At 70.6% G+C, this 19481-nt stretch carries 12 protein-coding genes; 4 read left to right on the forward strand and 8 right to left on the reverse strand.

Annotated features, from left to right (window positions below; all coding sequences use genetic code 11):
* The first annotated feature begins 62 nt into the window (after positions 1-62).
* Entirely contained in the window at positions 63-758 is a 696-nt protein-coding gene (locus tag F1615_RS25400; protein WP_149551397.1) for a TetR/AcrR family transcriptional regulator, read from the forward strand.
* Complete coding sequence (locus F1615_RS25405; RefSeq protein WP_149551398.1) at positions 755-1195, forward strand: hypothetical protein; 441 nt, start codon at positions 755-757, stop codon at positions 1193-1195. The genes F1615_RS25400 and F1615_RS25405 overlap by 4 nt, the downstream gene beginning before the upstream one ends.
* Positions 1196-1219: 24 nt before the next feature.
* Here F1615_RS25405 and F1615_RS25410 read toward each other — a convergent pair whose 3' ends face one another.
* From F1615_RS25410 to F1615_RS25440, 7 genes are all read right to left on the reverse strand, one after another.
* A complete protein-coding gene (locus F1615_RS25410) occupies positions 1220-1579 on the reverse strand; it encodes a 5-carboxymethyl-2-hydroxymuconate Delta-isomerase (protein WP_149551399.1) in 360 nt (119 codons plus the stop codon).
* A gap of 55 nt (positions 1580-1634) precedes the next feature.
* Positions 1635-7046 (reverse strand): pullulanase-type alpha-1,6-glucosidase, encoded by a 5412-nt coding sequence (gene pulA, locus F1615_RS25415; RefSeq protein WP_149551400.1) that lies wholly within the window; start codon positions 7044-7046, stop codon positions 1635-1637.
* A 206-nt stretch (positions 7047-7252) separates the two neighbouring features.
* Positions 7253-8626: an alpha-amylase gene (locus F1615_RS25420; protein ID WP_149551401.1), complete on the reverse strand. Its 1374-nt coding sequence runs from the start codon at positions 8624-8626 to the stop codon at positions 7253-7255.
* 167 nt (positions 8627-8793) lie between these two features.
* Positions 8794-10488: a glycoside hydrolase family 13 protein gene (locus F1615_RS25425; RefSeq protein ID WP_149551402.1), complete on the reverse strand. Its 1695-nt coding sequence runs from the start codon at positions 10486-10488 to the stop codon at positions 8794-8796.
* A gap of 143 nt (positions 10489-10631) precedes the next feature.
* On the reverse strand, positions 10632-11546 hold the full coding sequence (locus tag F1615_RS25430) for a sugar ABC transporter permease (protein WP_149551403.1): 915 nt from the start codon (positions 11544-11546) through the stop codon (positions 10632-10634).
* A gap of 13 nt (positions 11547-11559) precedes the next feature.
* The gene (locus tag F1615_RS25435; protein ID WP_149551404.1) at positions 11560-12564 is read right to left on the reverse strand and encodes a carbohydrate ABC transporter permease; all 1005 of its coding nucleotides are present in this window, start codon (positions 12562-12564) and stop codon (positions 11560-11562) included.
* Between the two features lie 97 nt (positions 12565-12661).
* Positions 12662-13933, reverse strand: a complete 1272-nt coding sequence (locus tag F1615_RS25440; RefSeq protein ID WP_149551405.1) for an extracellular solute-binding protein — start codon at positions 13931-13933, stop codon at positions 12662-12664.
* Between the two features lie 423 nt (positions 13934-14356).
* Between F1615_RS25440 and F1615_RS25445 the strand changes: the two genes are divergently transcribed.
* Together F1615_RS25445 and F1615_RS25450 are read left to right on the forward strand one after the other, a co-directional pair.
* Positions 14357-15391 carry a LacI family DNA-binding transcriptional regulator gene (locus F1615_RS25445; RefSeq protein WP_149551406.1) on the forward strand — a complete coding sequence of 345 codons (1035 nt, stop codon included), beginning with the start codon at positions 14357-14359 and terminating at the stop codon, positions 15389-15391.
* Positions 15392-15523: 132 nt separating this feature from the next.
* Positions 15524-16417, forward strand: a complete 894-nt coding sequence (locus F1615_RS25450; protein WP_149551407.1) for a phosphatase PAP2 family protein — start codon at positions 15524-15526, stop codon at positions 16415-16417.
* A 14-nt stretch (positions 16418-16431) separates the two neighbouring features.
* Here the strand turns inward: F1615_RS25450 and F1615_RS25455 are convergent, their stop codons facing one another.
* Positions 16432-19434 carry a bifunctional [glutamine synthetase] adenylyltransferase/[glutamine synthetase]-adenylyl-L-tyrosine phosphorylase gene (locus F1615_RS25455; RefSeq protein WP_149551408.1) on the reverse strand — a complete coding sequence of 1001 codons (3003 nt, stop codon included), beginning with the start codon at positions 19432-19434 and terminating at the stop codon, positions 16432-16434.
* Positions 19435-19481 lie beyond the last annotated feature (47 nt).

The raw sequence follows: 19481 nt of genomic DNA on the forward strand, positions 1-19481 counted from the left end.
GGATGAACACCGCTGGATGGTCTGGACCGTTCGAGGCCGGAATCGATCGGTAAGGTGTTCGTATGACTACCGGGGCACGTCGCAGAATGGGAGTCGAGGAGCGGCGGCAGCAGCTGATCGGCGTTGCCCTCGAACTGTTCAGCCGACGCTCCCCCGACGAGGTCTCCATCGACGAGATAGCGTCGCGGGCGGGCATCTCGCGCCCGCTCGTCTACCACTACTTCCCGGGCAAACTCAGCCTGTACGAGGCGGCGTTGAGGCGAGCCTCGGAGGATCTGGCGTCCCGGTTCGTCGAGCCGTACGAGGGCCCGCTGGGGTCGCGGCTGCGTCGGGTGATGGCCCGGTTCTTCGACTTCGTCGAGGAGCACGGCCCCGGTTTCGCCGCCCTGATGCGCGGCGGCCCGGCGGTCGGCTCGTCGACGACCAACGCGCTGGTCGACTCCGTACGGCAGGCCGCGTATGACCAGATGCTGTCGCACATGGGCGTGCTGGGCCCGGCACCGGCGCGGCTGGAACTGGTCGTGCGCTCCTGGATCTCGCTCGTCGAGTCGACGGCGCTGATCTGGCTGGACGGGCGGCGGGTGCCGCGCGACGAGCTGGAGACGCAGCTGGTGCAGGACTTCGCCGCGCTCGCCGCCGTCGCCGCGGCGCACGACGAGGAGCTGGCCACGCTGCTGCGCGGCCTGCTCGAGAAGGAGCCGGGCGACGGCCCGTTCACCGACCTGGCGGTCCGGCTGCTCTCGCTGGCGGGCCGGTGAGCTCCCGGCCGACGTGGGTTCTGGTCGTCGAGACGGCCCAGGGCATCGGGCAGCGCAAGCACGGGGTGGCCCGGGTTCTGGCACATGTCGCGGGGTCCCGCGAGGAGGCGCTCGCGGAGCTGGAGCGGCAGGCGCGCGGTTATGTTCCGGAGCACCCGTCGAGCCCCCGGCGCCGCCGGCTGCTGCGGACCGGTGACGGCTTCCTGCTCGTGGTCGAGGGGGCGTGGCAGACGTTCGCCAGCCGGTTCACCGTGGGGGAACTGCTGGCCGACTCCGACGCACCCCCCGCTCCGCGACCGCGGGACGGGGAGCCCGCTCAGGCCGAGCCTCCCGCCGAGCCGGACGAACCGGCGGAACCGGCGTCCGCCCCCGACGAGGTGGACGAGGACGGCGTGCCGGTACGGCCGGCCTGGCTGGGCCGCCGCGACCTGCCCTGAGCCCGCACCCCGGCCCGTACGGGCCTACTCGCCCTCGAACTTCCGGTACGACGCGTCCAGGTCCCGCACCTCGGCTGAGGCGTGCAGCGTCTGCCCGCCGGACGGCTTGACGTACTGCCGCACCAGCTCCAGCACGGCCTCGGTGAGCCGGGCCTTGGTCTCGTCCGTGCGGCCGGCCAGCAGGGCGATGTGGACGTGCACGAGGGCGTGACCGTCGGTGTCGGGGCCGACCACGATGTCCTCGGTCCGCCGGAACCGCGTCTTGCACGCCGGCGGCTTGGCGGCCGCGATCTCCACCACGGCGGTGTGCAGCTCCCGCGCGAACGCGGGCCGGTCGAAGCCGTCCGCGAGTCGCTCGGAGTAGTCGACGGTGATCTGCGGCATGAGCCCTCCTGTTCAAGGTCAGGAGGGCTCACACTAACCGCAGTGCCCTACGGGGTCAGCCGGCCGTGGTGAACACGGCGACCGTGCGGGCGGGAACGGTGAACGTGCCGGTGTCCCGCGCGTAGGACGAGGTCTTCACGACCGCGTCCCCGCCCGCCGCCTGCACCGGGTGCAGCCGGTGGCCGGTCCCGGCGAGCGCGGCGACGCGCTGTTCCTGCTGCCCGGGCGTGGCGTTGAAGACCACGACCAGGTCGCCGAGCCTCATGGTGATCACGCCGGGCGTCTCGTCCGTGCCGGACAGCGGGAAGGACAGCCGGGACTGCACCTGTCCGGCGGTGTCGAGGGAGAACGCCTTCTCCGTCGACCTGATCTTCAGCAGGTCCCGGTACGCGGCCGAGGTGCCCTGGATCTGGGGGCAGCCGACCCGCACCGCGCCGAGCAGGGGCCTCGCGTAGGGCCACTTGTCCTCGTTGTCGGCGGCCGGCGGCAGGCCCCGGCCGAAGCCGTTGCCGTCCGCGCAGTTCCAGTGGATGGCGTTGAACCAGTCGCCGCTGTCGTAGGAGTTGCGGTCCAGGGACTTGGAGCGCAGCAGGTCGGTGCCCGCCTGGGAGAGGGCCGGGCCCTGCGAGAGGGTGGCCGTCGCCATCGCGAGGACCTGCATGCGTGCCCGGTCCGCGGCCGGCGTGTCCTTCGGCAGCTTGAAGGCGAGCGCGTCGAACAGCGACTCGTTGTCGTGGGCGTCCGCGTAGGCGAGGGCGTCGCCGGGCGCGGCCGCGTATCCGGCGGGCGAGCCGTTGTAGTCGACCTGGGAGCCCTTGACCTCCTTGCCGCTGGTGTCGGTGAAGGTGTAGTCGGCGAGGTTGCCGCTCAGGCCCACCTTGATCAGGTCCTGGTAGTGCAGGAGGCGGGTCTTCTGCTCGGCCTCGGTGCCGTTGCTCTCCGAGGAGTTGGGGTCGGTGTAGAGACCGGAGGCGAAGCCCTGCACGCCGGGGTCCTCGTCGAAGGGTCCGCCGCCGCGCACGGCGTCACGGGCCCGGTCGGAGAAGGTGGCGATGCCGGTGCCGGCCATGTTCTTCTGCGTGGCCTGGACGAAGCGGGCGTCGTCGGCGATCTCGCCGAAGTTCCAGCCCTCGCCGTACAGGATGATCTTCTTGCCGTCGACGCCGTCCTTGGCGACGGTCAGCTCGTCGAGCGCCTTGCGGACCGCGAGCATGTTGGCCTTGGGGTGGTGGCCCATGAGGTCGAAGCGGAAGCCGTCGACCTTGTACTCCTTGGCCCAGGTGACCACCGAGTCGACGACCAGCTTGCCCATCATGGCGTTCTCGCTGGCGGTGTTGGCGCAGCAGGTGCTGTTGGCGACCGAGCCGTCGGCGAGGAGCCGCTGGTAGTAGCCGGGCACGACGCGGTCCAGGACGGAGGTCTTCGCCTGGCCGCTCGCGGCGGTGTGGTTGTAGACCACGTCCATGACCACCCGCAGGCCGTCCTCGTTGAGCGCCTTGACCATCTCGCGGAACTCGACCGTGCGGGCGGTGCCGTCCGGGTCGGTGGAGTAGGAGCCCTCGGGGACGGTGTAGTGGTACGGGTCGTAGCCCCAGTTGTAGGCGTCCTTGGCGGCGGCCTTCGCCACGCACTCCTGCTGCTTGCCGGAGTCGGCCGGGTGGGCGGCGAGGTCGCAGTCGACGGTCGCCTGGTCGGACTTCCTCTCGGGGATGGTGGCGATGTCGAACGCGGGCAGCAGGTGCACGTACGAGGTGCCGGCCCGCGCCAGCTCGCGCAGGTGCTTGCCGCCGTCGCTGTCCTTGTCGGTGAACGCCAGGTAGGTGCCCGGGTGGTCCGCGGTGCGGTCCGCCACGGAGAAGTCCCGGATGTGCAGTTCCTGGATCTGCGCGTCCTTGAGCGGCACCGCCTTCGGCTTGTCGAGGGACGACCAGCCCTCGGGGGCGAGGCTCCGGTCGCGGAGGTCGACGACGAGGCTGCGCTCGGAGTCCGTGGTCAGGGCCACTGAGTACGGATCGGTGACCTTGTTGGTGACGATCTCGCCGGCGGTGGGGGCCCACACCTTCACCGCGTACCGGTAGGGCTTGCCCTTCCAGGAGCGGGGGCCGGTGACGGACCAGACGCCGGTGTCGCCGTCGCGGCGCATCCGGACGGTGCGGTCGCCGATCTCCAGCGCGACGTTCCGCGCGGTCGGCGCCCACACGGAGAGGGTGGGCCGCCCGTGGCGGAACACCGGGCCGAGCTGCGCCTTCGTGGCGCGGCCGGCGTAGAGGTCGTCCAGGACGCCGGCGATCTGCACGCCGGTCGCCGCGAGCACGGCGCCGTTGGCCGCGCGCTGGGAGGCCACGACCTGGCCGCGCAGGGCCTCGCGCACCCGGTCCCGGTCACGCGGGTCGACGGTCCAGGCGGTGCCGTCCCTCAGGTGCGGGAACGCCGCCTTCTGGGCGTCGGTGAGGCTGCTCCCCGTCAGCCGCAGCCAGCGCGCGTCGTCACTCTTCAGCGTCCCGTCCCGCACCGTGACCGAGCCGGTCGGGGAGGCGAGGAGCTGGGTGGAGGCGGCGGCCTTGGAGCCGTTCCACACGACGGTGTCGCGGTCGATCCAGACCGCCTTGGAGGTGGCCAGGTCGAGGGCGGCCGCGGAGCCGGCGGGCTGCGGCAGCAGGTACTTCTCCTGGCCGTTCAACAGCCACACCTCGTGCCCGTCGGCCTTGAGGTCGAGCGACTGGTCGGACGGGAGGTCCTTCTCGTCGCCCTTGTGGATGATGTAGCTGAGGCTGGTGGCACCCTCGGTGAGCGGCACCTCGAAGACAGCGCCATAGGCATCAGTCTTCACCGGCTCCAGGGGGTTCGACCACTCGGTGGGGTTCGCGGCGCCGGTCCACACGTGCAGACCCCAGCCGTCGTAGTTCCCGTCGGCGCGGTGGTAGTGGAGCACCGCCTTGGTCCTGTCCTGCGCCGGGTACTCGGGCCGTTCGGTGGTGACGGTCTCCTCGCCCTGCTCGATCCAGATCTCGCCCGTCCTGGTGAGGTCGATCGTGCGGTCGGCGGAGACGTCCTTGTTGCCTTCCTTGTCGATGACGAGGAAGCCGAGGTCGGACGCGCCCGGCTTGAGCTTGACGTACGCGAAGGCGCCGTAGGCGTCGCGGCCGGTGAAGGGGTGGCTGTCCGGCCACTCGGTGGCCTCGCCGTCCGCCAGGTCGCCCCAGGCGTACAGGCCCCAGTCGTCGTAGTTCCCGTCGGCGCGCTTGTAGTGGACGACCGCGTAGTCGCGGGAGGACGCGGTCGGCGGCTCCTCGACGGGCGGGGTGCCGGTGGTGGAGGCGGCCTGGGCGCTCGCGGTGCGGCCGGCCGAGTCGATCACGACGGCCTTGTAGCGCAGGGCGGTTCCGGCGGGGACGTCCTCGCCGATGGTGTGGGTGACCTTGTGGGGGGCGTGGTCGGCGGAGCCGAGGGTGCGCCACGGGCCGTTCCCGGTCTGGGCGGCGAAGACGACCCGGTTGAGCTGTCCGCCGTCGGCGTCGGCGGTGAGCTCGACCGTGCCGGTGGCGCCGGCGTCGGGGGCCTTCAGCGTGATCGTGGGCTTGGCAGCGGGCTTCGCGAGCGGGCCGGCGGCCTTGAGGACGATCGCCGAGCCGGCCGGGACGGTGACGGTGATCTTCTTGTCGGCGTCGCTGGTGACGGTGGCGTCGGTGCCGTAGAGGCCCTTGAACGTCATCCGGGCGGAGCCGGTCGCGAAGGTGGCCTCCTTGGCCTCGCCGGCGTTGTTGAAGGCGACCACGTACTCGGTGGTGTCCTTGCCGGTGGCGGTGCGGGAGAAGGCGTAGACGCCCGCGCCGTCGGTCGCGTACCGCTCCTGCTGGATGCCGTCGGTGAGGGCCGGGTGGGCCCTGCGGAGCTCGGCGAGAGCACTGATCTGCCGGTAGAGCGGTGCTCGCGTGTCGTAGGTGTCCTCGGCGTGGGTGCGGTCGGAGCCGATCAGGTCGTCGTCGAGGTAGTCGGCCGTGCGGGACGCGAACAGGGTCTGGCGGGCGTCCTTGTCGCCGCCGGCGCCGGTGAAGCCCTGTTCGTCGCCGTAGTAGACGACGGGGTTGCCGCGGCTGAGGAACATCAGCTCGTTGGCGAGCATGTCCTTCTTCAGCAGCTCGGCGTCGGACGCCTTCGGGTTGTCCTGCTTCAGGAACGTGCCGATGCGGCCCATGTCGTGGTTGCCGAGGAAGGTGACCTGCTCGTAGGCGTTGGCCCGGTCGGTCGTGTACTTGTGGTCGGCGCCGAAGACCGAGGCCAGCTTTTGTGCGCTGCCGCCCTGGGAGGCGTAACTACGGGCCGCTTCCTGGAAGGGGAAGTCGAGCGTGGCGTCGAGGCGGCCCTCGGTGACGTACGGGGCGGTGATGTCCGTGTCGGCGGAGTAGACCTCGCCGAACATGAAGAAGTCGTCCCGGCCCCTCTTGGCCGCGTAGGAGTCCAGGGCGGTGGCCCACTGGGTCCAGAACTCCATGTTGACGTGCTTCACGGTGTCGATCCGGAAGCCGTCGATGTCGAAGTCCCTCACCCACCGCTGGTAGATCTTCTCCATGCCGCTGACGACCTCGGGACGCTCGGTCCACAGGTCGTCGAGGCCGGAGAAGTCGCCGTACTCGGCGGACTCGCCGGCGAACGTGGAGTCGCCCCGGTTGTGGTACATCTCCGGGTCGTTGAGCCAGGACGGGACCTTGACCCGCTTCTTCGCGGCGGGCACCACCGGGGTGCGAGGGAAGGAGCCGGTGTCCACGCGCGGGAACGGGCGCGAGCCGTCGGCGTAGTCGGCGTCGTCGAAGGGCACGCCGTCCTCGGTCAGGTACGGGAATGCGCCCTTGGAGAGGTAGCCGTAGGACTTCTCCTCGTAGTCCACGACGTCGGCGGTGTGGTTGGTGATGACGTCGAAGAAGACCTTCATGCCCTTGGCGTGGGCCTTGTCGATCAGGTTCTCGAGGTCCTGGTTGGTGCCGAAGTGCGGGTCGACCTGTGTGAAGTCGGTGATCCAGTAGCCGTGGTAGCCGGCCGAGGCGTCCTTGCCCGTGCCCTGCACGGGCTGGTTCTTGAAGATGGGCGCCATCCAGATGGCGGTGGTGCCGAGCCCCTTGATGTAGTCGAGCCTCTTCGTCAGGCCCTTGAGGTCGCCGCCCTGGTAGAACCCCTTGTCGGTGGGGTCGTACCCGGTGGACAGGCGCGAACCGGTCAGTCCGCCGCGGTCGTTCCTGGTGTCGCCGTTGGCGAAACGGTCCGGCAGGACGAAGTAGAACTGCTCGCGGGTCAGGTCGTGCCGCGCCGGCGCCTTGGCGAGCTTCGCGTCCGAGGGAGGCGCGGGTGGAGTGTCGGCGCGGGCGGCGAGCGGCTGCACGAGCGCTGCGGCGAGCGCGGCCACGGTGACGGCGGCGACGCGCCGGCCCCGTGCGGTGCGGCGCCCCGGGGGCGCGGGCCATCTGGGTATCAAGGCGTGAACTCCTTGCGCTTACGGCTCATTGGGTCCGACCCCACGCCACGGCGACGGCTTGTTCCGGCCACGCCACCGGGCTCCGGGCGTGACGCTATCGCCGTTGAAAGCTTTACAGCAAGGGTTGTGAAAGTAACGGTAAGGAATTGCATCCGTGACGCGTGCCGCGCCGCCGCCCCGTGAACGGCGGCGCGGCACGCGCGCGTTCAGCAGCCCGACTTGCCCGCGTACACCGCGAGGGCCGTGTTGCCGCCCAGCGTGGCGGTCAGCTGGCCCGAACCGTTGACCGTCACCGGCGTGTTGTTCTGCACGTTGCAGTACGTGCCCGCCGGGAGGGAGGTCTGGTAGGTGCGGGTCAGCGGGCCGGACTCGTGGTTGATGGCCACGAAGCCCTTGCTGCCCCGGCCGAAGGCGATCGCGTCGCCGCCGTTGTCCCACCAGTTGGTGACGGCCTGGCCCCGGGTCGCGTTGCGGAAGCCGACCATGGACTTGATCTCCGGCCAGGCGTGCTGGCACTTCCAGCCGCTCTGCCAGCAGGCGCCGACCTGACCGCCGTTCGGCGGGCCCGCGTCGTGGTCGGTGAACTCGTACCCGGAGTTGATGTCCGGGGCGCCGTAGGGCCAGGCCAGCATGAACACGTTGGCCAGCGTGTAGGTGGCGTTGTCCTTGTAGGACAGCGTGCTGCCGTTGCGCTCGGTGTCGTGGTTGTCGACGAAGACGCCGGAGACGGAGCTGTTCATGTAGCCCCAGCCCTCGCCGTAGTTCTTCAGGTAGGCGAGGTTCTCGTTGGTGAAGACCCGCTTGAGGTCGTAGGCGTAGCGGAACTCCTGGACGTCGCCGTTCCCGGTGTACTCGGTGGGCTGGACGGCCTCGCCGGCGCCGAAGATGACCTCCTGCTTCCAGTACGCGGAGGGGTTGCTCAGGCGGGACTTGATGTTGGCCAGGTCGGCGGCCGGCATGTGCTTGGCCGCGTCGATGCGGAAGCCGTCCACCCCCAGGGAGAGCAGGTCGTTCATGTACCCGGCGATCGCCTTGCGGACGTACTCCTCGCCGGTGTCGAGGTCGGCGAGGCCGACCAGTTCACAGTTCTGGACGTTCCCGCGGTCGCGGTAGTCGGTGATCTGCGCGGTGCAGTTGTCGAAGTCGTACGAGGAGTACAGGCCGGGGTAGTCGTACTTCGTGTACGACGATCCGCCGGTGCCGGTGCCGTTGCCCGCGGACATGTGGTTGATGACCGTGTCGGCGACGACCTTGACGCCGGCCGCGTGGCAGGTGTTCACCATGTTCCGGAACGCGGCGCGGTCGCCGAGGCGGCCGGCGATCCGGTAGCTCACCGGCTGGTAGGACGTCCACCACTGCGAGCCCTGTATGTGCTCGGCGGGCGGGGAGACCTGGACGTATCCGTATCCCGCGGGGCCGAGGGTGCTGGTGCACTCGCGGGCGACGGAGGCGAAGTTCCACTCGAAGAGGACGGCGGTCACGTCCCTGGTGCCGGGCGGGGAGGCCTCCGCACCAGTCGGGGCCATGACAATCGAGGCGGCCGCGAGGGCGACGGCCGCGGAGAGGGTTCTGCGTGCCATGTGTGGGGTTCCTTCTTCATCGAAGGGTGTGGGGATACCGCCGGAGTTGGTTGAAGTTTCTTGCAGAAAGCTTCAGCAACCTTGCGGCAACGCAGATGTTAGAGGCCCGCCACCCGAAAGGGCAGCGGGCCGTACCAACTTGAACGAAAAAAGTTGCGGGACGGACGTCAGCCCGCGGTCCACCAGACGGTGGTGTCCGCCGGGACCTTCGCCTCGCCGGCCGTCTCCTCCACCTCACCGCTGGCGATCAGCACCCGCCCGTACGCCGGGGTGGTCACCGACTCTCCCGTGGTGTTGGCGACGCACACGAACTCCCCGCGCCGGAAGGCGAGGACGCCCTCGGGCGCCCGCAGCCACTCCACCGCGTCGCCCGCGCCCAGGTCGGCCCGCTCCCGGCGCACGGCGAGCGCGGACCGGTACAGCTCCAGGGTCGAGCCGGGGTCGCCGGTCTGCGCCTCGATGCTCAGCTCGCCCCAGCCCTCCGGCTGCGGCAGCCAGCTGCCGCCGTCGCCGAAGCCGTACGACGAGCCCTCGCGGGTCCACGGGATCGGCACCCGGCAGCCGTCGCGGAAACCGTCCTGGCCCGCGCCCCGGAAGTACGCCGGGTCCTGGCGCACCTCGTCCGGCAGGTCCACGACGTCCGGCAGACCGAGCTCCTCGCCCTGGTAGACGTACGCCGAACCGGGCAGCGCCAGCATCAGCAGCGTCGCCGCACGGGCGCGCCGCAGCCCCAGCTCGCGGTCGCCGGCCAGACGGATCTGGGTGCCGAGGCCCGCCGGGTTGGCGAAGCGGGTGGCGTGCCGGGTGACGTCGTGGTTGGACAGCACCCAGGTGGCCGGGGCGCCGACCGGGCGCATGGCCTCCAGGGTGCGGTCGATGACCGTGCGCAGCTCCTCGGCGTCCCAGTGGGTGCCCAGGTACTGGAAGTTGAACGCCTGGTGCAGTTCGTCGGGGCGCACGTAGTTGGCGGTGCGCTCAACCGTCGGGGTCCACGCCTCGGCCACGAAAATCCGCTCGCCAGAATACTCGTCGAGGATGAGCCGCCACTGCCGGTAGATGTCATGCACGCCGTCCTGGTCGAAGAACGGCATGACATCGTTGCCCAGCAGCTTCAGCTGCTCATGGGATCCAAGGTCCGGCAGGCCCTCGGCCTTCACCATGCCGTGGGCGACGTCGATGCGGAAGCCGTCCACGCCCATGTCCAGCCAGAACCGCAGGATGGAGCGGAACTCGTCGCCGACCGCCGGGTGCTCCCAGTTGAAGTCCGGCTGCTCGGGCGCGAAGAGGTGCAGGTACCACTCGCCGGGCGTGCCGTCGGGCTCGGTGACCCGGGTCCAGGCGGGGCCGCCGAAGATCGACTCCCAGTCGTTGGGCGGCAGTTCGCCGTTCCCGCCCTTGCCGGGACGGAAGTGGTAGCGGTCCCGCAGCGGCGAGCCGGGGCCCTCGGCGATGGCCCGCTTGAACCACTCGTGCTGGTCGGAGGAGTGGTTGGGCACGAGGTCGACGATGATCCTGAGACCCAGTGCGTGGGCGTCGCGGATCAGCGCGTCCGCGTCGAGCAGGGTGCCGAACATCGGGTCGACGGCACGGTAGTCGGCGACGTCGTAGCCGGCGTCGGCCTGCGGCGAGGCGTAGAAGGGGCTGAGCCACACGGCGTCCACACCGAGGTCGCGCAGGTACGGCAGGCGGGAGCGGATGCCTTCCAGGTCGCCCATGCCGTCGCCGTTGCCGTCGGCGAAGCTGCGCGGGTACACCTGGTAGATCACCGCGTCCCGCCACCAGTCGCGGCGCCGGGCGACGGTGGCGACGGCCGCGTCGGTCGTGGGGGTCGGGGCCGGGGCGGCGGAGGGATGCTGGCTCATGTCGTCCTTGATACGAGTGCGGTCGGGAGACGAGTGGGGGTGGGCGGCGGGGAACGAGGCGGCCGCGGTGACAGCGGGGTCGGATGGGCACCGCGGCCGCCTGCCCGCGTGGTCAGGCACGCGGGAGTCGTCGGGCGAAGGGGTCAGCCCTTCGTGCCGCCGGCGGTGAGGCCGGTGACCAGGTTCTTCTGTACCAGGTAGAAGAACGCGGAGACCGGTATCGCGATCAGGACCGCGGTGGCGGCCATGAGGTTGCGCTGTGCGTCGTGCTCGCTGACGAAGCTCTGCAGACCGACGGCGAGCGTGTACTTCTCGTCGTCGAGCATGAACGTCGTGGCGAAGGCGACCTCGCCGAACGCGGTGATGAAGCTGTAGAACGCGGCGACCGCCAGTCCGGGCTTGGCGAGCGGCAGGATCAGCCGCGCGAACGTGCCGAAGGGGGTGAGCCCGTCGACGCGTCCCGCCTCGTCGATCTCGAACGGGATGGTGTCGAAGTAGCCCTTCATCAGCCAGGCACAGTACGGCACCGCCGTCGAGCAGTAGACCAGGACGAGCCCGAGGTAGCTGTCGATGAGCTGCAGGTCCGACAGGATCTGGTACATCGGCACCATCAGGACGGCGACCGGGAACATCTGGGTGACCAGCAGCACCCACATGAACTTCCTGTAGCCGGGGAAGCGCATGCGGGAGACGGCGTAGCCGGTGGTGGCGGCGACCAGGACGCCGATGACCGTGGTGCCGAGCGACACGATCAGCGAGCTCTTCAGCCAGTCGAAGAAGTTCGTGTTCTGCAGCACGAACGAGTAGTTGTCGAGCGTCATCTTGCCCCAGATGCCGCCGGGACGCAGATAGTCGTCCTTGTCGGGGCCGAGGGACAGGAAGACCAGCCAGGCGACCGGGAACAGCGCGATCAGGCTCGCCACGATCAGGATGCCGTGCGAGGTGAGGCGGGCCAGGGGGCTGCTCTCCCCGCGCCGGCGGGCCCCGCGGGGCGAGGCCTTCCGCTCGTCGGCAGGCCGGTCCGCCGGAGCAGGGGTGGTGACGGTGGAGGTGCTCATGGGGACTCCTGCCTCAGATCGCGAGCTGCTGCTCATTGCGGTTCAGCCAGCGGCGGTAGAAGGAGGTGAAGACGATCAGGATGGCCAGCAGCAGCATGCCGTAGGCCGCGGACTCGGCGAACTCGCGCGGCTGCTGTCCGAAGCCGAGCTGGTACGCCCAGGTGACGAGGATCTGCGCCTCGGGGGCGGTGTTGCCGAACAGCAGGAAGATGATCGCGAACTGGTTGAAGGTCCAGATGATGCCGAGCAGGATCACGGTGGAGCTGACCGAGCGCAGTCCGGGCAGGGTGACGTGCCGGAAGCGCTGCCAGGCACTGGCTCCGTCCATCTCGGCGGCCTCGTACAGGCTGGCGTCGATGGACTGCAGTCCGCCGAGCAGGGAGATCATCATGAACGGCACACCGCACCAGGTGTTGACCATGATGGCGGCGAAGCGCTGCCAGAAGGTGTCCTCCAGCCACGCCGGGGCCGGCAGGCCGAGGAAGTCCAGGCCGGAGTTGATGATGCCGGCGTCGGCGAGCATGAAGCGCCAGCCGAAGACGGTGACGAAGGTCGGCACGGCCCACGGCAGGATCAGGACCAGCCGGTAGAGGGTGCGGCCGCGCAGCTTCTGGTTGAGCAGGAGGGCCAGGCCCAGGCCGATGCCGTAGTGCAGGGCGACACAGGCCGCCGTCCACACGATCGTCCAGATGAACTTGGACCAGAAACGGTCGTAGGCCGTCTCGCCCCACAGGATGTCGGCGTAGTTGTCGATGCCGATGAACTTGTAGGTGGCCTCGATCTCGTTGACGCCGATGGTGCGGGCCGAGTTGAGGCTGTCGGCGTCGGTGAGCGTGAGGTAGAAGCCGTAGGCCAGCGGGTACAGCACGATGACGCCGAGCACGAGGGCCACCGGCGCGATCATGGCGTAGGCGTACCAGTGCTTCTGGTACCCGTGCTTCAGGCGCTGGCCCAGCCCGGGGCGGGGCGCGCGGTCACCGCGGCGCTTGCCGGTCGCGCGGTCGATGGCGACTGTCATGGTTCGGCACCTTCTGGATGATCAAGGAGTACGGCACACAGGCCGGCGGCCGCCGGACCCTCCCCCGCGGGAAGCGGATCCGGCGGCCGCTCGGGCATTACTTGCTGAAGTCCGGCACCAGCTTGGCGATCGCGGTCTCCGCGTCACCAAGACCCTTGTCCAGGGACTGCTTGCCGCCCGCGATCTGCGGCAGCTCGTCGTCCATCGGACCCCACAGCGAGCTGTACTCGGGCAGCGCCGGGCGCGGCTGGGCGGCCGAGAGGACCGTCTGGTAGCCGGCGATGCCCGGGTCGGCCTTGACCTCGTCGGTGTAGGCGTCGTCACGCGTGGGCAGCGTGGAGTTCTTCAGCGCGATGGTCTCCTGCGCCTTGGCCGAGGTCATGAAGTTCACGAACTTCAGCGCGGCCTCCTGCTTGTCCTTGGTGGAGCCGGCGTAGACCGAGAGGTTGTGGCCGCCGGTCGGGGCGCCCGCCTTGCCGGTGGAGCCGGCCGGGACCGTGGCGATGCCGAGGTTGTTCTTGTCCTTGAAGGCCGAGCCCTTGTAGAAGTTGGTGATCTCCCACGGGCCCTGGATGATCGAGGCGACCTTGCCGTTGACGAACGCGTCCTGGATGTGGGCGTAGGCGTCGGCGGTCACGTCGGCCTTGTGCAGGCCCTTGCCCTCGAAGAGGTCCAGCCAGGTGCCGTAGGCCTTCTCGGCCTCGGGCGACTTCACGGTGATCTTCTTGGCGTCGGCGTCGACCATGTCGGTGCCCTCGCCGTACAGGAACGGCTGGGCGTAGTAGCCGGCCGTGGAGCCCCAGTAGCCGTCGACGCCGGTCTTGTCCTTGACGGTGGCGGCGGCCTTCTTCAGGTCCTCCCAGGTCTTGGGGGCCTCGACGCCGGCCTTCTCGAACAGGGCCTTGTTGTAGACGAAGGCGAGGGTGTCCGTGGTGAAGGGGACGCCGTAGGTCTTGCCCTCGTACTTGGCCTGCTCGATCAGGTTGGACTTGAACTTGTCCTGCTCGGCGAGGGCCTCGGTGCCGTCCAGCGGCAGGAAGAAGCCCTTCTTGGCGAAGGCGGGGGTCCAGCCGACCTCGGAGCGCAGCACGTCGGGGGCACCCTTGGAACCGGCGGCGGTGTCGAACTTGTTCTGCGCCTGGTCGAAGGGGACGTTGACGTACTTGACCTTGATGTCCTTGTTGGCGGCCTCGAACTCCTTGACCAGGGCCTGGTACGTCGGCGCCTCGTTGGTCGCGTTGGAGGTGTCCCACCAGGTGATGGTGACCGGGCCGTCGGCCTTGTCGCCGCTGTCGCTGTCGCCGCCGCAGGCCGTCGCCGCGAGGGCGAGGGACGCCACCAGCGCGGTGGCCGCTATGCCACGCCGCATGAGGTTCTCCTTGAGGGTGAAAGCCCGTGTGGTGCAGGGTCGGCCCCGTCTGCCGTCCTGCTGACTTGCCGACCGCGCCGTTGCCGCCGCCGGGCGACGTGAACGTAACAGCGATGGAACCGTTTCGAAAGACCTTGCAGAAAAGTTTTGCAAGCGTCGTGGAGAGTTATGTCGCCGTGACCTGTTCTCGACCGTCGCGCGACCCGGGTTTCCGCCCGTACGGCAGGGGTTCGGACTGTTGTGCAAGACTCTGCAAGCACTTGCCATCCGTTGTCGCCGGGGGAATCATCCCTTGCGGACCGGACGCCGACCACGACTTGAGGGACCGCGATGACCCAGCAGCCCGCAGCGGGCCGTTCGACGGCGCGCACCAGGCGTCCGATCGGTGTGCAAGGGGAGAAACGGCAGATACAGTCCAGTCCTGTGACCACACGGCTTGCTGATATCGCTGCTCAGGCGGGGGTGAGCGAGGCGACCGTCAGCCGGGTCCTGAACGGGAAGCCGGGCGTCGCCGCCACCACCCGCCAGTCCGTGCTCGCCGCCCTCGACGTGCTGGGCTACGAGCGCCCGGTCCGGCTGCGGCAGCGCAGCGAGGGCCTGGTCGGGCTGATCACCCCCGAGCTGGAGAACCCGATCTTCCCCGCGCTGGCCCAGGTGATCGGGCAGGCGCTGACCCGCCAGGGCTACACCCCGGTGCTCGCCACCCAGACCCCGGGCGGGTCGACGGAGGACGAGCTGACGGAGATGCTCGTGGACCGCGGGGTGGCCGGCATCATCTACGTCTCAGGACTGCACGCCGACACCAACGCCGACATGCAGCGCTACGAGCGGCTGCGGGCGCAGGGCGTGCCGTTCGTGCTCGTCGACGGCTTCTCGCCGAAGGTGCAGGCGCCGTTCATCTCCCCCGACGACCGGGCCGCCATGGCGCTCGCGGTCACCCACCTCGCGTCCCTCGGCCACACCCGGATCGGGCTGGCGCTCGGGCCGAAGCGGTTCGTGCCGGTGCAGCGCAAGATAGAGGGCTTCGTCCGTGCCGTGCAGGAGCAGCTGGGTCTGAGCGCCGAGACGGCCGAGACGGAGCTGATCCAGCACTCGCTGTACACGCTGGAGGGCGGGCAGGCCGCCGCCACCGCGCTGATGGACCGCGGCTGCACGGCGGTGGTGTGCGCGAGCGACATGATGGCGCTGGGCGCGATACGGGCGGCCAGGCAGCGCGGTCTGGACGTGCCGAAGGACATCTCGGTGGTCGGCTTCGACGACTCCCCGCTGATCGCCTTCACCGACCCGCCCCTGACCACGGTCCGCAAGCCGGTCCCCGCGATGGGCCAGGCGGCGGTGCGCACCCTGCTCGAGGAGATCGGCGGAACGCCCGCACCCCACAGCGAGTTCGTGTTCATGCCGGAACTGGTGGTGCGCGGTTCGACCGCCTCGGCCCCTGGGGACCGGAATCGTCCCTAGGGCGGAGAAGACCGCCTCCGGCGCACTGCCGCGGGAGGAGGGCGTCCGCCTGTTCCCGGGGGAGGGGATGCGGGTCCGTCCCGACCGGGGGATGATTCGAGGGGGACGTCTTTTCTGGCAGACTCTGTGTCCATGGGTGACCCGACCGTGACCACGCTGGACGGCCAGGTGGAGGCCGCAGCGCAGCCCGTCGCGGACAAGACGACGGGACGGCGGCCCCTGCCCCGTCCGCGCACTCCGCGCCGGCCCCGGTTGTGGTTCGAGATCCTGCTGATCGCGGTGAGTTACTGGACCTACTCGCTCGTCCGCAACGCCGTTCCCGAACAGCGGTCCGAGGCCCTGCGCAACGCCGACTGGATCTGGCGGCTCGAAGAGCGACTCGGGCTGGCCTTCGAGGAGTCCGTCAACCAGGCCGTGAACTCGGTGACCTGGCTCATCGTCGGTATGAACTACTACTACGCCACCCTCCACTTCGTGGTGACGCTGGGTGTCCTGGTGTGGCTCTACCGTAGTCATCCCGGCCGGTACGCGGCGACCAGACTGGTCCTGTTCACCACCACCGGCATCGCCCTGGTCGGCTACTACCTGTATCCGCTCGCCCCGCCCCGGCTGATGAACGGCCAGGACTTCATCGACACCGTGATGGTCCACCAGACCTGGGGGTCGATGGCCTCCGGCGACCTGAAGAACATGTCCAACCAGTACGCCGCGATGCCCTCGATGCACATCGGCTGGTCGGTGTGGTGCGGTCTGACGATCTTCGCGCTGGCCACGGTGCCGTGGGCGCGGGTGCTGGGGCTGGTGTACCCGGCGGCCACGCTGGTGGTCATCGTCGCCACCGCCAACCACTTCTGGCTGGACGCGGTGGGCGGCGTCGTCTGCCTGGCCGTCGGCTACGGCATCGCGCTGGCCTGGTACGGCCGGCAGCCGTACGCCCTGCCGAGGCGGGTGCCGGAGCCGCGGGAACCGGCCCGGGAGCCGGAGGAACGGGCCCGGGAGCCCATCCCCCTGCCCAAGCAGGGCTAGGGAGCGGGCCTCTCTCACGACCCCCCGTAGAACAGCTCCTCCACCACGCCCCGCGCCCGTCGTGCCGTACGCCGGTACGCGTCGAGCATGTCGCCCGCGTGGCCGGGACCGTAGCCCAGGTAGCGGCCTACGGCGCCCAGTTCGCGGGGCACCGTGGGGAAGGTGTCCGCCGCGCGGCCGCGGACCAGCATCACCGCGTTGCGCACGCGGGTGGCCAGTACCCAGGCCTCGTCGAGGATGCCGGCGTCCTCCTCGGAGATCAGTCCGGCCGCGCGGGCGGCGGCCAGCGCCGCACGCGTGCGGGTCGTGCGCAGGCCCGGCTCCCGGGCGCCGTGCCGCAGCTGGAGCAGCTGCACGGTCCACTCCACGTCGGACAGCCCGCCCGGGCCGAGTTTGGCGTGCAGCTTGGGGTCGGCGCCGCGCGGCAGCCGTTCGGACTCCATGCGGGCCTTCAGCCGGCGGATCTCCCGCGCGGCCTCCTCGCCGAGCCCGTCGGCCGGGTAGCGCAGCGGGTCGATCAGCTCGGTGAAGCGGCGCCCGAGGTCCTCGTCCCCGGCGACGTGCTCGGCGCGCAGCAGCGCGTGCCGCTCCCACACCAGCGACCAGCGGCGGTAGTACGCCTCGTACGACTTCAGTGTGCGCACCAGCGGGCCCGACTTGCCCTCCGGGCGCAGGTCTGCGTCGATCAGCAGCGGCGGGTCGGCGCTGGGGATCTGGAGCAGCCGGCGCATCTCCGAGACGACCTTGTTCGCCGCCTGCGACGCCTCCCGTTCGTCCACGCCCTCACGCGGCTCGTGCACGAACAGCACGTCCGCGTCGGAGCCGTAGCCCAGCTCGTGCCCGCCGAAGCGGCCCATGCCGATGATCGCGAAGCGGGTGGGGAGCGTGTCCCCCCAGCCCTCCCGGACCACCGCGCGGAGTGTGCCGGCGAGGGTGGCGGCGGTCAGGTCGGACACCGCGCCGCCGACCAGGTCCACCAGGGCGCCCTGGTCGGCCTCGGCGGGCTGGGACTCGGTGCCGTAGGACCCGACGATGTCGGCGGCACAGGTGCGGAACAGCTCGCGGCGCCGCACGCCGCGGGCGGCCGTGACGCCCTGGGCGGCGTTGTCGGCACGGCGGACGGCGGCGAGGACCTCCTGCTCCAGGGAGACGCGGGAACGGGGGGTGAGTCCCCCGCCGTCGCCGTCGCCGAGCAGCGCCACCGCCTCGGGGGCGCGCATCAGCAGGTCGGGGGCGAGCCGCCCGGCGGACAGCACCCGGGCCAGGTTCTCGGCGGCGGCGCCCTCGTCGCGCAGCAGCCGCAGGTACCAGGGGGTCTTGCCGAGCGCGTCGGAGACCTTGCGGAAGGTGAGCAGGCCGGCGTCCGGGTCGGCGGAGTCCGCGAACCAGCCGAGCAGCACGGGCAGCAGGGTGCGCTGGATGGCGGCCTTCCGGGTGACGCCGGAGGCCAGCGCCTCCAGGTGGCGCAGCGCGGCGGCCGGGTCGGCGTAGCCGAGGGCCACCATGCGCTCCCGCGCCGCCTCGGCGCTGAGCCGGGCCTCGCCGGGGGCCAGCGCGGCGACGGCGTCGAGCAGCGGCCGGTAGAACAGCTTCTCGTGCAGCCGCCGTACGACGGAGGCGTGCCGCTTCCACTCGCGGGTCAGGGTGGTGACCGGTTCGGTGCGCAGGCCGAGCGAACGGCCCAGGCGGCGCAGATCGTTCTCGTCCTCGGGGACGAGGTGGGTGCGGCGCAGCCGGTAGAGCTGGAGGCGGTGCTCCATGGAGCGCAGGAAGCGGTAGGCGTCGTCGAGCTGGGCGGCGTCCGCGCGGCCGACGTAGCCGCCGGCGGCGAGGGCCTTCAGCGCGTCGAGGGTGGTGCCGCTGCGCAGGGAGGCGTCGGCGCGGCCGTGCACCAGCTGGAGCAACTGCACGGCGAACTCGACGTCCCGCAGGCCGCCCGGGCCGAGCTTGAGCTGGCGGTCGATCTCCGCGGCGGGGATGTTCTCCACCACCCGGCGGCGCATCTTCTGCACGTCGGCGACGAAGTTCTCCCGCTCGGCGGCCTGCCACACCAGCGGCTGGAGGGCGGTGACGTACTCCTCGCCGAGGGCGAGGTCACCGGCGACGGGGCGGGCCTTGAGCAGCGCCTGGAACTCCCAGGTCTTGGCCCAGCGCTGGTAGTAGGCGAGGTGGGAGGCGAGGGTGCGCACCAGCGGCCCGTTGCGTCCCTCCGGGCGCAGATTGGCGTCGACGGGCCAGATGGAGCCCTCGACGGTGGTCTCGGAGCAGATCCGCATCAGGTGCGAGGCGAGCCGGGTCGCGGCGCGCAGCGCCTTGTCCTCGTCGGCCCCGCCGGCCGCCTCGCCGACGAAGATGACGTCGACGTCGGAGACGTAGTTCAGCTCGTGGCCCCCGCACTTGCCCATCGCGATCACCGCGAGCCGGCACAGCGCCGCGTCCTCGGGGGCGGCGGCCCCGGCGAGGGCGAGGGCGGCGCGCAGGGTGGCGGTGGCGAGGTCGGCGAGTTCGGCGGCGGTCTCGGCGACCTCGATCGTGCCGCAGACGTCACGGGCGGCGATGGACAGCAGACAGCGCCGGTAGGCCACGCGCAGCGAGACCGGATCGGTGGCGCCGGCGAGACCGCGCTCGAACTCCTCGACGCCGCGGTGCAGATCGCGCGGTTCGTAGGTGACGAGGGCCTGCCAGTCCTTCGGGTGGCGGGCGAGGTGTTCGGCGAGCGCGGCGGACGCGCCGAGCACCCCGAGGAGCCGGTCCCGCAGCGGCTTGGCCGCTATCAGGGTGTCCAGCAGTTCCTGGCGGGCGGTGGCACCGTCCTGCGCCTCCAGCAGCCGGACGAGCCCGAGCAGCGCGAGGTCGGGGTCGGCGGCCTGGCCGAGGGCGTCCAGCAGGACGGGGTCGTTGCGCACGGGCGCCAGCCCGGCGCTGTCCAGCAGCCGCTCGGCGGCGGACGGATCGGTGAAGCCGTGCCGCAGCAGCCGCGTGAAGATACTGCTCCTGCGCCCCGGCGCCGACGTCATCCCCGGTCTCCCTCGTGCCTCGGATCTGGGTCGTTCGGCCCCGAGCC

Source organism: Streptomyces marokkonensis, from assembly GCF_008312835.1.
Lineage (GTDB): Bacteria > Actinomycetota > Actinomycetes > Streptomycetales > Streptomycetaceae > Streptomyces > Streptomyces marokkonensis_A.

Coding starts and splice junctions, on each gene's coding strand:
- F1615_RS25400 (WP_149551397.1), top strand. CDS start 63: ATGACTACCGGGGCACGTCGCAGAATGGGAGTCGAGGAGCGGCGGCAG.
- F1615_RS25410 (WP_149551399.1), bottom strand. CDS start 1,579: ATGCCGCAGATCACCGTCGACTACTCCGAGCGACTCGCGGACGGCTTC.
- F1615_RS25420 (WP_149551401.1), bottom strand. CDS start 8,626: ATGGCACGCAGAACCCTCTCCGCGGCCGTCGCCCTCGCGGCCGCCTCG.
- F1615_RS25425 (WP_149551402.1), bottom strand. CDS start 10,488: ATGAGCCAGCATCCCTCCGCCGCCCCGGCCCCGACCCCCACGACCGAC.
- F1615_RS25430 (WP_149551403.1), bottom strand. CDS start 11,546: ATGAGCACCTCCACCGTCACCACCCCTGCTCCGGCGGACCGGCCTGCC.
- F1615_RS25435 (WP_149551404.1), bottom strand. CDS start 12,564: ATGACAGTCGCCATCGACCGCGCGACCGGCAAGCGCCGCGGTGACCGC.
- F1615_RS25440 (WP_149551405.1), bottom strand. CDS start 13,933: ATGCGGCGTGGCATAGCGGCCACCGCGCTGGTGGCGTCCCTCGCCCTC.
- F1615_RS25450 (WP_149551407.1), top strand. CDS start 15,524: ATGGGTGACCCGACCGTGACCACGCTGGACGGCCAGGTGGAGGCCGCA.
- F1615_RS25455 (WP_149551408.1), bottom strand. CDS start 19,434: ATGACGTCGGCGCCGGGGCGCAGGAGCAGTATCTTCACGCGGCTGCTG.